Origin of the sequence: Fredinandcohnia onubensis (genome assembly GCF_002734215.1) — a bacterium.
In the GTDB taxonomy this organism is placed as follows: Bacteria; Bacillota; Bacilli; order Bacillales; family Bacillaceae_L; genus Ferdinandcohnia; species Ferdinandcohnia onubensis.
Window position 1 is genome coordinate 560,407 of sequence record NZ_NSEB01000004.1, and the last position, 12,340, is coordinate 572,746.

At 37.9% G+C, this 12,340-nt stretch carries 15 protein-coding genes; 11 read left to right on the forward strand and 4 right to left on the reverse strand.

Annotated features, from left to right (window positions below; translation table 11 throughout):
• The first annotated feature begins 63 nt into the window (after positions 1–63).
• The 4 genes from CKK03_RS05775 (at position 64) to CKK03_RS05785 (ending at position 3,489) form a co-directional block, all read left to right on the forward strand.
• Positions 64–1,515, forward strand: a complete 1,452-nt coding sequence (locus tag CKK03_RS05775; RefSeq protein WP_099361648.1) for a carbon starvation CstA family protein — start codon at positions 64–66, stop codon at positions 1,513–1,515.
• Positions 1,516–1,665 (forward strand): hypothetical protein, encoded by a 150-nt coding sequence (locus tag CKK03_RS23615; RefSeq protein WP_180271162.1) that lies wholly within the window; start codon positions 1,516–1,518, stop codon positions 1,663–1,665.
• Between the two features lie 173 nt (positions 1,666–1,838).
• Positions 1,839–2,135 carry a HesB/YadR/YfhF family protein gene (locus CKK03_RS05780; protein WP_099361649.1) on the forward strand — a complete coding sequence of 99 codons (297 nt, stop codon included), beginning with the start codon at positions 1,839–1,841 and terminating at the stop codon, positions 2,133–2,135.
• Between the two features lie 130 nt (positions 2,136–2,265).
• The gene (locus CKK03_RS05785; RefSeq protein ID WP_099361821.1) at positions 2,266–3,489 is read left to right on the forward strand and encodes a DUF438 domain-containing protein; all 1,224 of its coding nucleotides are present in this window, start codon (positions 2,266–2,268) and stop codon (positions 3,487–3,489) included.
• A 38-nt stretch (positions 3,490–3,527) separates the two neighbouring features.
• Here the strand turns inward: CKK03_RS05785 and CKK03_RS05790 are convergent, their stop codons facing one another.
• The 3 genes from CKK03_RS05790 to brfA form a co-directional block, all read right to left on the reverse strand.
• Positions 3,528–3,977 (reverse strand): hypothetical protein, encoded by a 450-nt coding sequence (locus tag CKK03_RS05790; protein WP_099361650.1) that lies wholly within the window; start codon positions 3,975–3,977, stop codon positions 3,528–3,530.
• Between the two features lie 14 nt (positions 3,978–3,991).
• Positions 3,992–4,459 carry a DUF2243 domain-containing protein gene (locus CKK03_RS05795; RefSeq protein WP_245864011.1) on the reverse strand — a complete coding sequence of 156 codons (468 nt, stop codon included), beginning with the start codon at positions 4,457–4,459 and terminating at the stop codon, positions 3,992–3,994.
• A 287-nt stretch (positions 4,460–4,746) separates the two neighbouring features.
• Positions 4,747–4,995: a ribosome rescue factor BrfA gene (brfA, locus tag CKK03_RS05800; RefSeq protein WP_099361652.1), complete on the reverse strand. Its 249-nt coding sequence runs from the start codon at positions 4,993–4,995 to the stop codon at positions 4,747–4,749.
• A gap of 392 nt (positions 4,996–5,387) precedes the next feature.
• Here brfA and CKK03_RS05805 point away from each other — a divergent pair, with 392 nt between their 5' ends.
• The 5 genes from CKK03_RS05805 (at position 5,388) to CKK03_RS05825 (ending at position 9,554) form a co-directional block, all read left to right on the forward strand.
• On the forward strand, positions 5,388–5,945 hold the full coding sequence (locus CKK03_RS05805) for a TVP38/TMEM64 family protein (protein ID WP_099361653.1): 558 nt from the start codon (positions 5,388–5,390) through the stop codon (positions 5,943–5,945).
• A 34-nt stretch (positions 5,946–5,979) separates the two neighbouring features.
• Positions 5,980–6,684 carry a response regulator transcription factor gene (locus CKK03_RS05810; RefSeq protein ID WP_099361654.1) on the forward strand — a complete coding sequence of 235 codons (705 nt, stop codon included), beginning with the start codon at positions 5,980–5,982 and terminating at the stop codon, positions 6,682–6,684.
• Entirely contained in the window at positions 6,681–8,039 is a 1,359-nt protein-coding gene (locus CKK03_RS05815) for a sensor histidine kinase (RefSeq protein WP_099361655.1), read from the forward strand. Before CKK03_RS05810 ends, CKK03_RS05815 begins: the two co-directional genes overlap by 4 nt.
• Positions 8,040–8,096: 57 nt before the next feature.
• Positions 8,097–8,828: a PepSY domain-containing protein gene (locus CKK03_RS05820; RefSeq protein ID WP_099361656.1), complete on the forward strand. Its 732-nt coding sequence runs from the start codon at positions 8,097–8,099 to the stop codon at positions 8,826–8,828.
• Between the two features lie 108 nt (positions 8,829–8,936).
• The gene (locus CKK03_RS05825; protein ID WP_180271163.1) at positions 8,937–9,554 is read left to right on the forward strand and encodes a PepSY domain-containing protein; all 618 of its coding nucleotides are present in this window, start codon (positions 8,937–8,939) and stop codon (positions 9,552–9,554) included.
• A 46-nt stretch (positions 9,555–9,600) separates the two neighbouring features.
• Here the strand turns inward: CKK03_RS05825 and CKK03_RS05830 are convergent, their stop codons facing one another.
• Complete coding sequence (locus CKK03_RS05830; protein ID WP_099361658.1) at positions 9,601–10,626, reverse strand: serine hydrolase domain-containing protein; 1,026 nt, start codon at positions 10,624–10,626, stop codon at positions 9,601–9,603.
• 207 nt (positions 10,627–10,833) lie between these two features.
• On the opposite strand from CKK03_RS05830, the gene CKK03_RS05835 reads away from it, so the two are divergent.
• Complete coding sequence (locus CKK03_RS05835; protein WP_099361659.1) at positions 10,834–11,781, forward strand: calcium/sodium antiporter; 948 nt, start codon at positions 10,834–10,836, stop codon at positions 11,779–11,781.
• A gap of 126 nt (positions 11,782–11,907) precedes the next feature.
• Positions 11,908–12,324 carry a DUF1284 domain-containing protein gene (locus CKK03_RS05840; RefSeq protein ID WP_099361660.1) on the forward strand — a complete coding sequence of 139 codons (417 nt, stop codon included), beginning with the start codon at positions 11,908–11,910 and terminating at the stop codon, positions 12,322–12,324.
• Positions 12,325–12,340: the final 16 nt, after the last annotated feature.

Here is a 12,340-nt window from a genome sequence, read left to right on the forward strand (position 1 = left end):
AATATTATAATCATTGTAAACGCATTCATAAAATTATAATTAGAGGGAATTGGGGGAATTAGAATGATTACCTTTTTAGCAAGTATTGCTTTATTAATCATAGGATACTTTACGTATGGTAAATATGTGGAAAAAGTATTCGGAGTGAAGGAAGAACGTACGACACCAGCGTATGTAAATGCTGATGGTGTGGACTATATTCCAATGAGCACAAAGAAAAACTCGTTGATTCAGTTACTTAATATTGCAGGTACTGGGCCAGTATTCGGACCTATAATGGGAGCGCTTTACGGACCGGTCGCATTCATTTGGATCGTAGTTGGCTGTATTTTTGCTGGTGCGGTTCATGACTATTTAACTGGTATGATTTCTATACGTAACAAAGGGGCTCACTTACCAGAGCTTGCAACTAAGTTTTTAGGGAAAGCAATGAAACACGTTGTAAATGCTTTTGCTGTTTTACTTTTACTATTAGTTGGAACCGTTTTCGTTTCAACTCCAGCAAGTCTATTAAATCTATTATTAGATGGAAAAGTTGCTTTAGGAATTCTGATTGCTGCCATTTTCATCTATTACATCTTGGCAACTTTATTGCCAGTAGATAAAATTATCGGTCGTCTTTATCCATGGTTTGGAGCAATCCTTTTAATCAGTGCTGTAGGAATCGGTATTGGTTTAATAGTTAAAGGAGCACCAATTCCAGAACTTTCATTATCAAATTTCCATCCTGATAATGCACCAATTTTCCCACTACTATTCTTTACAATCACTTGTGGTGCTTTATCCGGATTCCATGCGACACAAACACCAATTATTTCACGTACGACACAAAAGGAAAGCCAAGGTCGTAAAATTTTCTACGGTATGATGATTGCTGAAGGGATCATCGCCATGATTTGGGCAGCAGCAGCAATGAGCTTATTCGATGGTTATGGTGGTTTACAAGAACTTCTTGCAGCAGGCGGACCAGGAGCAATTGTAAGTGAAGTTTCAACATTAATGCTTGGTGCTGTTGGTGGAACACTTGCAGTTCTAGGGGTTATCGTATTACCAATCACTTCTGGTGATACTGCATTCCGTAGTGCTCGTATGATTATAGCTGAATATATTAATATGGCGCAAAAGAAAATGTCTAGCCGTTTATGGATTGCTGTTCCATTATTTGCAATCTCAGTTGTATTAACTCAAATTGACTTCAATATCCTTTGGAGATACTTTAGCTGGGCGAACCAAGCTACAGCCGTAATTGCCTTGTTTGTAGGTGCAATGTACCTATACATTGCGAAAAAGAACTACTGGATCTCACTAATTCCAGGAACATTCATGCTTATCATGGTAATCACGTATATCCTAAATGCACAAATCGGTTTCCGATTACCAATGAACATTGCTTGGTACGGTGGTTTCGCAGGAACTGCAATACTACTTGTATTATTCTTCCGTCAGGCTAAGAAGTTAAGAGCAGCAAATCTTCCGCTTGAAGTAGATATCTCAGACTATAACCGGGTGGCTTAAATGGGTTGCTGTAGTCCTGAATATCGGAAGGTAGTCGAGGCTCAAGAGCAGAAGGTCAATCAGCAAACGAATGACAAAGTTCCTGTTTGGGGAAAGATTGTGAGCATCTCCATTATTGTTGGAGCCATAATCGCCTTTGTTCTCTTATAAATGAATCAAAAGTGTATGCATTCTTTCATGAATGTATGCACTTTTTTTTATGTTTGAGAAATATTTCACAAACTTGTTGATTTCCTATATATGAAATCTTTAGTACTATAAAAGTAATAAAGGATATCTTTCTGCACAAAATATCAGAAGGACACCTAGGGAGGTTCGTACAGATGGAAATGACAATCAGTGAAGCAGCTGTAAAATGGTTCAAAGAGGATATAAGTGTAAAAGAAGGGGATAGCGTTCGATTTTATCCAATGTTTTACGGAACAAGCCCAGTACAAGAAAAGTACTCACTAGCCTTTTCAACGCATGATGAGCCCATCCAAATTCATACAAGTCAAAAGATTGATGACATTGAATTCTATGTAGAAGAGGATGACATTTGGTTCTTTAACGGCCATAATCTCATAGTTGACTATAATCCAGATAAAGATGAAATAGAATATCAATACCCAAAACCGTAGGCTCACGATAAGTGAGTCTTTACTTATTTTTAAGATGTGATTCGAATCACGAAACAATTCTTTAAACTATGCTATTTTCAAACATAACAGGTGTTTTTCAATAATGCATAGTTTGAAAGGAGAAATTCGTGTGAGTGAACTTATTAATAACCGTGAACTAAATAAAATCAGTGATCAAGAGCGTGAGGCTCTTATAAGACAAAGCTTTAAAGATTTATATAATGGTAAATCTGTTGAAGAGGTAAAATCTCAATTAAAGGATAAAGTGGGCTATATAACGATTGGGGAAGTGTCCAGGCTCCAACATGTGTTAATGGAGGAAGAAAATATCCAAGCGCATGAAGCTACAGAAATTTGTTCAAAGCATAGGGAGATTTTTAAGGATTTTATAGAAGATACTTTAAATCAACACCCAGAAGAACAACCTGGACATCCTGTGTATACGTTTAAGCTTGAAAATAGAGAACTTGAGAAGCTAGTAACTACAATCAAGGAGCATTTGCAAGTATTCGAAGCAGATGATCATAATGAAAATAGACTGAAGTTACTCGGTGATTGTAATCTTTTACTGGATATCAGAAAGCATTATGAACGAAAAGAACAGCTTCTCTTCCCATATTTAGAAAAATACGGCATATATGGCCCAACAAATATGATGTGGAAGATTGATGATTTTATTGTAGACGCAATAAAAGATGCAAAAAGAATGCTTACCGAATATGTTGGGGATAAACAGTCAGTTGTGGAGGTTATTAACTTTTTTGCCGATCAAATTGACGAAATGATTTATCGCGAAGAAAATATTCTCTTTCCAATGTCGTTAAATAATTTAACAGAGGACGAATGGTTAAAAATGGCTCATGAAAGCGATGAAATCGGTTTTTGTTTAATTTCTCCGGAAGATTGGAAGCCTGAGCGAAGTGTGATAGATGACGAGCAAGTGACGTCAAAAGGATTTATTAAAATGGAAACGGGTATCCTGTCCCTTAAACAACTTGAATTACTTCTAAACCATTTACCGGTAGATATTACGTTTATTGATAAAGATGATGTCGTTCGCTACTTCTCAAAAGGAAAAGAGCGTATCTTTGCTAGGACGAAGGCTGTGATTGGCAGAACTGTTCAAAACTGCCATCCGCCTAGAAGTGTTCATGTCGTCGAAAATCTGCTAGATGACTTTAAAGCAGGAAGAAAAGATGTTGAAGATTTCTGGATCAAAGCAAAAGGCAAATATGTGTATATCCGTTATTTTGCAGTCCGTGATGAGGATGGAGAATATATCGGAACGATGGAATTCTCTCAAAATATTGCTCCAATCCAGGAAATTGAAGGGGAAAAACGGATTTTATCATAGGAAAGTGAAAAATGCTGACAGCTCAATGTCAGCATTTTTTATGGTACTTTGATAATCTCTGTAAATGCAACTTCTTCTCCGTTGGCAATAAGAACGCCATGATTGTTTCCATTCAGTGTAACTTTTATTTCGTGCGTACCAGGCGGTAAAACGTCCAGATGATAGTATTGCCCATATAAACGATTTACTTTATTCTCGTTCAAATAAATATGAGCATGACCTTCATTGTAGCTGGGTTCCTCAATACCAGCCTTCTTCGGTTCAAATGTAAAATTTTCAGTTTGAATTTCTAACAACCATGTTCCGGAAGGGTCTTTCATAACTGAACCAGAAATGGTAGGTGCAAGGTGTGAAGGAGGAATAATGATTTGGTTTTCTTGATGCATCATTTCATGGTTTCCGGCACTAAAGTGGCTGCTTTGATTATGAAAATATACCATCAGTGATACAATCCCAAAAATAACAAAAAAACTTATGATTCTATACATAGCCGCCTCCTAACTCAAGAACTAATAGGTGAACTTTGTCTATCTTTTCTTTGTTTAATTAAATAGCCAATTATGAATAACAATAATCCAGATGCAAGGAATGCTAAGTCGTAAGCTAAAGCGTTGGGGTCCCCAGGCTTGACACGATGAATTTGAAGGAGATGATGATTGATAATCCCTTCAACTAAATTAAACACGCCACCCCCGATTAAAAACCAACCAACGAGCAAACGAACTCCCTTTGATAGATTGCTTGGATTTCCTGCCAACCATAACAGAACACCACCAATGATAAGGGTGATTGTAACAGCAAAATGGAAAATTCCATCACTCATGATTTGTCCAGGCCGATCTGTTGCCATATATACACTATGCCACTGTAATAACTGATGAAAAATAATCCCATCAAGTGCACCTAAAAATCCAAAGCCAAAAATAAAACTTCCTGTATTAATCAATTTTCTTCTAGTATTTTTAGTCAAGATACTTCTCCTCTCTATCTCATTTGAACATAATTCCATTTTGTCCCTTTTGCTAGATTTATAAACAGTAACCTAGTAGGAAACTATTATTTTGTTTTAAGAGAAAAGGAATCGTGCCCGATTGTCGGAGGGAGCTAAGAAAAGTGGAACGCAAGGGAGGGAATCGTGCCCGATTGACGGAGGAAAATCAGTAAAGAGGAACGCAAGGGAGGAAATCCGTGCCCGATTGTCGGAGCAAGCTCAGTAAAGAATAACGCAAGCGGCAGAATAGTACCCGATTGGCAGGTTCATCCCCAAAAAAGGTAACGTAAACAAAAAGCCTCACAGCTAACACTCCTAAACAACAAAAAAGAACCATCATTTCCATCTCTGAATGATTGGTTCTTATGTTTATTACGGTATAAGTGATCTTTTTTCGTTTTTGTCATCCTTGTTTGCATGTCGATTCCTACAAAGGGGCTTCTTCCGTTTTCTGGATTTCGTTTCCCTTCGCGAACAAGCTTCTCGCGCAATTTCCTTGCTTTTGATTTCGCCATCCTCTATCACCTCTTCAAAATATTTACATTTTCATTATCAGTATACATGTTTTCTCACATTGCTTCCATTAGAAATTTTCAACTAAAATAGGCATACTCCCATACAGATGCAAATGCCCTGAATAGGATATAAACGACAACGAATTTGGGGAGGTGTCGGTATTGGCTGATGAGAAAGAAAAAGAAATCCGTGAGGAGCAGGAGTTCCAACGAATGGATCCATGGGAATTCTTTTGGGGAAGAAGACCAAGGTCCGAAGAGGAAGTAATTGAAGAAGAGTAATATGCCCGGTGCAACTTTAAAATAGGTCGCATGGATTGTTTTGATTCATGCGGTCTTTTTTAATCTAAAAGTATGGCATAATAAGAGCAAGTATAATTCGGAGGATATCCATGCAGGAAAAAATAGTAGATATTTTACTAAATTATGAGGCATATGCAGTAATCATAAGCTTATTTCTAAATATAGTGATAAGCATTTTTGGAGTTCTTCCAAGCGTATTTATGACAGCGGCTAATCTTCTTGTTTTTGGTGTTTGGAAAGGGACTCTTATCTCTTTTATTGGCGAGGCAATGGGTGCGATTGTGGCATTTTGGTTATACCGCAAAGGATTTAAAAGGTTCATTGATAAGAAGAAACACAAACATTCGCTTATTGATAAACTTCTTTCCGCCAAAGGGAAAGAAGCATTCATGATGATTCTACTATTACGTTTGTTCCCTTTTATGCCTTCGGGGGTAGTTACCTTTACAGCAGCAATGGGTGAAGTGAGTTTGATCATCTTTCTTTTCGCAAGCTCACTAGGAAAAATTCCATCCTTACTTATTGAGGCGTACTCGGTGCACAATGTTGCTGCTGGGACAATGGAAGGGAAAATCATTTTAACAGTGGTTTCAGTTGTTGGAATCCTGTACATTTGGGCTAAACTAGTAAGAAAGAAAAATACATAGAGATAGTTACATAGAAAAGAGGGTTGGACTGGAAATGCAAAAACAACGGATTTTAATAGTGGAAGATGAAGAGAAGATTGCAAGGGTATTGGAGCTGGAATTGACATATGAAGGCTATGAAACCGGAAAAGCCTTCGATGGTAGTACGGGGTTACAACTGTTTCTAGAAGAAACATGGGATTTGGTCCTGTTAGATATTATGCTTCCGGGTATTAGTGGAATTGAGGTGCTTAGACGCATTCGTGCGGCAAACTCAGGTACACCGGTTATTCTATTGACTGCAAAAGACTCCGTAGAGGACAAGGTGTCGGGCCTTGATTTGGGAGCGAATGATTATGTGACAAAGCCCTTTCAAATAGAAGAACTGCTTGCCCGTATTCGAGTAGCACTTCGAAGTAAACCCGCTCATTCAACTTCCGGTCAAGAACAAACGGATGACTGGTTAAGTGTGGGGGACCTAAAACTTAATGAAGGAACACATGAGGTCATTCGTAGAGACGACGCAATTGAGCTAACACCAAGAGAATTTGATTTGCTTACCTATTTAATGAAGCATCCAAGACAGGTGTTGAATCGGGAGCAATTATTAAATGCGGTTTGGGGTTATGACTATTACGGGGACACAAATATAGTGGATGTGTATATCCGATATTTACGAAATAAAATGGATAAGCCATACGACGAGCCATTAATTCACACAGTACGTGGCATCGGCTATGTGATGAAGGAATCGAAATGAAACTAAGAACAAAGATCAATTTATTCACGGCTGTTTTGTTTATCATTTTGTTAATCTTAATTAATGTCGCGTCTTTTTTTACGTTTAGGCATATGATGTTTCAAAATGAATTAGACCGTACACATGCCGAAACTGTACGAGCATTAAATGGGATATCCGATTCCATAAATACAATTCCTGTACAGACTTTACTTACTACATATATGCCGATTAACGGAATGCTTCGGGTAGTGTACCCGGATGGAAAGGTAGGGCCAAAAGCGTATGTTCCCGAGCAGAAAGTGTTAAAGGATCTTCCAACTTCCTATCAAAAACCAGAACGAAAAGAAGTCCTTGATTATGATGGAAGACCTTACGCTTTTACTTCACTGCCAATCATTTGGCAAAATGGTGAAGTAGCTGAGCTTCAGATGGTGGAAGATTTATCACAGACAGCTGCCAACTTGAAAACATTAAGCCTCGTTTTACTTGCTGTAACGATGATTGCAACCATTCCTGTTATCGTTTCAACTAGAGTATTGAGTAATGTGATTACAAAGCCTATTACAGCGATGATTCAAACGATGCGGGAAATTCGAAAAAGCGGCCAATATAAACGAATTGAATTAACTGATGCATCTAAAGATGAATTGCATGAGATGGGTCAAACTTTTAACGAAATGATGGATTTATTAGAAGTAAACTATGAAAAACAGGAGATTTTTGTCTCAAATGCGTCTCATGAGTTAAAAACACCTTTAACCGTTATCGACTCTTACTCAAGCCTATTAAAGAGAAGGGGACAGACAGACCCAAAGCTTTTTCAAGAAGCAGTGGATGCGATACAATCCGAAGCCATTCATATGAGGGAATTAACGCAGCAGCTGCTTTTAATGGCAAAACATGATGAGCAATGGAAACTTCAGATGGAAAGCATTCCTCTACTGCAATTAGTGGACGAGTCGGTTACTTCTTTCCGCGAGGGCTACAAACGCGACATTTCAATTATTGTGGAAGAAGAATCCATAGTGAAAACTGATAAGCAAAAACTTAAACAAGTTTTTTATATTTTAATGGAGAATGCTCTAAAATATAGCGAAAAACCTGTGATTGTAGTGATTGGTAAGGAACGGAATCAATCCAGCATTAAAATTATAGACCAAGGGATTGGGATTCCGTCACAGGATGTTGGAAAAGTATTTGATCGTTTTTACCGTGTTGATAAAGCTAGAGCGAGAAAAACAGGGGGCTATGGACTAGGACTTTCACTAGCAAAGGAATTGGCAGATGCAATCGGGGCGAAACTCGTTCTCGAAAGTGTTGAAGGGGAAGGAACAACAGCCAATATTCTGCTATCCAATGAGGATTCTCATTAATTTCTCATAAAATGCGGGTATTATAGTAGATAAAAAGAAATCAATGGAGTGAGTGCAATGAAAAAAGGAACACTTCCGAAAAGTCTACTCGCTGTAGCAGGTATTATAGTCGCAACTGTTGTGATCTGGCAGCTAACAAAGACCTTTACATCTGCAGAACCTTTATCTGAAAAGGATGCCATTGGCCTTGTAGAAAAGATGTATAGCGGTGAAAACACAGAGGTGAGCCGAGAAGGTGACGTTTATAAAATAAAATTTGAAATAGAATCTGGCATTTATGAAATAGACGTTAATCGGAAAACGGGGGACGTTACTAACCTCACTCAGATTTCACAGGAGCCTCGGGAAAAAACAGAGGCTGAGGTCAGGGATATATTAGCCAAAGAGAAGGCCGGAGAAGTTAAAACAATTGAAAAGAAGAATGAACAAGATAAAGCCTATTATTATGCAACTGTCACAAAAGGCGAAACAGAAGCAACTTATAAGCTAGAAACAATAACAGGTAAGATTGTGGATGTTGTAGAAAATAAGCAGCAACCACAGACTCCACCAGAAACAACGCCAAATACACAAGAGCCTCCAACAAATACAGCACAACGTATCTCTGCGCAACAGGCAATTGAGTTTGCTCTTAAAGTTGTAAATGGTGTTGTGGATGATGTTGAACTTGAAGAAGAAGCGGGCCAGCTCTACTATTTTATTGAAATTGAAGACGCTCAAGAAGAAGACTTCACCGTACAGGTTCATGCAATCTCCGGTGAAGTCAAAGCGATTGTCTCAGAGGATTAATTCTTAGAAACTCTCACATATTTCTCATCAAATTCTCATTTTATTATCTGAGTTTCCTCATTTTCATTGACTATGATGAAGATAGTTCAAATAAAGGAGGAAACAAACATGAAGAAAAAACTTGTGGTATTAGGAATTGTTGGAACAGTTGTATTAGGAGGAGCAGTAGGAGTTGGTGCATTCGCGAAAGAAGCTGAAGTTCCATCTAAAAAAGCTGAACAAATTGCGATGCAAGAGGTAAAAGGTGCACTTGTGAAGGAAATTGAGCTTGAGCGCGAGAATGGAGAGCTTATTTACGAAGTTGAGCTTGAAGGTACACATGATGACGATGTTGAGGTAGACGTCAATGCAACTACTGGTAAAGTTGTAAGAGTTGATGATGATCGCGATGATGACGATGCAAAGGCAAACAACGTAGCGACTGAAACAGTTGTGAAAGTAAATGAAGATCGTGATGATGATGACGACCGAGTTACTTCTCAAAAAGCTGTTTCATCACCAAAGGTTTCAAAAGAACAAGCCATTTCAATTGCAACTAAGGATACTCCAGGTAAAATTGTAGAAATTGAGCTAGATGATGATAATCATTATGAAATTGAAATGATATATGAAGGAAAAGAAGTCGAAATGGAAATTTCTGCAGTAGACGGAACGGTTTTAAAAAAGGAAATAGATGACCTTGACGACAATGACAACGACAACGATGATGACGATGACAAAAACTAATATTAAAAACAAAATGAGGCCAGGACGATCCTGACCTCATTTTTCATTACATATTTTCCTCAAAAACATCCGTTACATCGTGTGGACCATATGATTGATTCGATGGGATGACTAACGTGATACCTGTAGCAGGATAATAAGAAGAAGCAAAGCTCACTCCAGGATCATACCCCATCACATGATATTTATTAATCTCAGATTCTCTTTTAGAAATCCATACCCCATAGCCATAGTAATCATCATCCTCAGCATGTACGTGAGGTGTTAAAAGCAAGTTAGTCGTTTCCTTGCTTACTAATTTATGGCTCAAGAGAGCATCCCATAATTTCATCATGTCGAGTGCAGTGACAAATGCTCCACCATCTGCTCCTCCTTGAATGGGAATCGAGTACATATTTGTTCGCCATGTTCCATCTTCCTCGTTATCGATATACCCAATTGCCGTGTTTTTCGGTAGATTATCGAGAGAAAAATATCCTGAGTCTACCATTCCACATGGATTAAAAACTTTCTCAATCACATAATCCGTAAATGATTTCCCCGTTTTCTCCTCAATGATTAAACCTAATAAAATATAACCGGCATTGTTATAGTGAAATCTTTCACCTGGTTCAAACATCATTTTGCTATTCTGGAACAATGGAAGAAAGTCCTTCAATCCACGGATTAGGTACATCGGATTTTCTTTCCAAAGCTCCTCAAAATCATCCATAACGGCTTCGTCAAAATAATCAGGGACACCGGAAGTATGAATTAATAAATGGTGGATGGTAACATTCTCATGAAAATTAGGAAACTCCAAGTTCAAGCAATCTTTTAATCTTGAATCAAATGTTACTAAACCTTCTTCAACAAGCTGGCACACTGCAATGGCGGTAAAAAGTTTGCAGCCAGATGCGATTCCAAACCTTGTATTGACCTTGTTATCTAGTTCTTCAGCTCTATTGGAAAAGCCGTAAGCTGATTGGAGCATTACTTCATCAGGATGTTTGGCAAGAACAACTCCGGAAAACTGACTTTGGTTACAAAAATCATTTATTTTACTGTTTAAAGTTGAATTTAATGTATGCATTCATATAACTCCTTAGTCCATATTCCAATTGGCTTTTGCGACAAACAACAATTATATTCAGGGACTCTATTAAATATTACCATAATTTTCTAGTTATATGTCGAAAGAATATTCAAAAAGACAGGCATCATTATTTTTTTAGATGAGTAATATTTATACCTCGAAGTAAAATATAGTAAGTGAGGATAAGTATAAGGAGGAGAATACATGACCTATCTATTGCTATTAGTTGGATTTGCATTATTAATAAAAGGTGCGGACTATTTTGTTGAAGGTTCCTCTAAAATTGCCGGACTTCTTAACGTTCCTCCGATCCTCGTCGGGCTTACCATTGTTGCGTTCGGTACGAGTTCACCAGAAGCAACGGTAAGTATTATTACGGCTATCGAAGGCAATGCCGATGTGGCAGTTGGAAATGTGGTCGGAAGTAACATCTTTAATATCACATTCGTCGTTGGGATAACTGCGATGATTAACCCGCTGAAAGTAGAGAATGCTACGATTCGAAAAGAAATTCCATTTACATTTTTGGCTAGCATTGCCCTATTTGTAATGATGGGTGACCTGGCTTTACAAAATGCAACTGTTAATACCATTTCTCGGACTGAAGGGATCCTCCTCCTCCTCTTTTTTAGTGTGTTTCTGTATTATATTATTGAGGTGGGAAGAAATAATCGTAATTCTGTAGTGACTGAAACGACAGATAAAAAATGGGGCAAAAATATTGCTTTCACACTCGGTGGCTTAGCAGCAATCATTTTTGGTGGGGATTTGGTGGTAGATAACAGCATTAAAATTGCCTACTCCTTTGGAATGAGTGAAACCTTAGTGGGCTTAACCATTGTAGCGGTTGGAACTTCCTTGCCAGAACTTGTGACATCTATTACAGCAGCCATAAAAAAACAAAGTGAAATAGCATTAGGAAACATCGTTGGAAGCAATATCTTTAACATTTTCTTTGTACTAGGTGCTTCTTCAGTTATTTCACCATTACCGGTCGACGGAAAAATTCTCATCGATGTCATATTGATGCTTATTTTAACAATCGTCCTATTTGTATTCTCTCGAACAGAATTCAAAATTGCCAAATCTGAAGGTGGTATCCTTGCCGTCGCATACATCGCCTATATGGTATTTATCATTTTAAGAGGTTAAAATAATTCACCGCGCAATGCGGTGTTTTTTAATAAATGTATAGATTATTAGATGAAAAATATGTAAACTAAATTAATACAGAAGTTGACAATTGAATTCATTACTTCAAAACAGGGGGGGATGTTGATGTATAAGCTGCGGGGTCACCATCTTTTTTGCCTTTTAGGTTATAGGGGAATGGGCTATTCCAGGAAGTACGTGGAAAACATGACGATCGTTCACCAGACTCTTAGAAACAACCCAAGGACACTTGTTCAAATTGTAAAAGGGCCAGATCATTTATGCGAGAAATACCCGAACACTGGTGAATACCACTGTCAAAATGCGTCCATCTACGAAAGGGATGCTATGATTCTAGAAAAAATGGGACTTCGAATCGGACAAATTTTAAGATGGGAAGACATTGAAGCTAGAATCCAAAAGCATGTCATTCCTGCAGACATTCAAACAGTGTGTGAATCTTGCTCATGGCGCTCCTATGGCGTCTGTGAGGAAGGGGTACAGGAAATGATTGAAGGTAAAGGACTACGAGAAGTAAAATAAAGCAATAAAAAAATGC

Bases quoted from the DNA above. Each gene is read 5' to 3' on its own strand.
- CKK03_RS05775 (WP_099361648.1), top strand. From the start codon at position 64: ATGATTACCTTTTTAGCAAGTATTGCTTTATTAATCATAGGATACTTT.
- CKK03_RS23615 (WP_180271162.1), top strand. From the start codon at position 1,516: ATGGGTTGCTGTAGTCCTGAATATCGGAAGGTAGTCGAGGCTCAAGAG.
- CKK03_RS05780 (WP_099361649.1), top strand. From the start codon at position 1,839: ATGGAAATGACAATCAGTGAAGCAGCTGTAAAATGGTTCAAAGAGGAT.
- CKK03_RS05790 (WP_099361650.1), bottom strand. From the start codon at position 3,977: ATGTATAGAATCATAAGTTTTTTTGTTATTTTTGGGATTGTATCACTG.
- brfA (WP_099361652.1), bottom strand. From the start codon at position 4,995: ATGGCGAAATCAAAAGCAAGGAAATTGCGCGAGAAGCTTGTTCGCGAA.
- CKK03_RS05805 (WP_099361653.1), top strand. From the start codon at position 5,388: ATGCAGGAAAAAATAGTAGATATTTTACTAAATTATGAGGCATATGCA.
- CKK03_RS05810 (WP_099361654.1), top strand. From the start codon at position 5,980: ATGCAAAAACAACGGATTTTAATAGTGGAAGATGAAGAGAAGATTGCA.
- CKK03_RS05815 (WP_099361655.1), top strand. From the start codon at position 6,681: ATGAAACTAAGAACAAAGATCAATTTATTCACGGCTGTTTTGTTTATC.
- CKK03_RS05820 (WP_099361656.1), top strand. From the start codon at position 8,097: ATGAAAAAAGGAACACTTCCGAAAAGTCTACTCGCTGTAGCAGGTATT.
- CKK03_RS05825 (WP_180271163.1), top strand. From the start codon at position 8,937: ATGAAGAAAAAACTTGTGGTATTAGGAATTGTTGGAACAGTTGTATTA.
- CKK03_RS05830 (WP_099361658.1), bottom strand. From the start codon at position 10,626: ATGCATACATTAAATTCAACTTTAAACAGTAAAATAAATGATTTTTGT.
- CKK03_RS05835 (WP_099361659.1), top strand. From the start codon at position 10,834: ATGACCTATCTATTGCTATTAGTTGGATTTGCATTATTAATAAAAGGT.
- CKK03_RS05840 (WP_099361660.1), top strand. From the start codon at position 11,908: ATGTATAAGCTGCGGGGTCACCATCTTTTTTGCCTTTTAGGTTATAGG.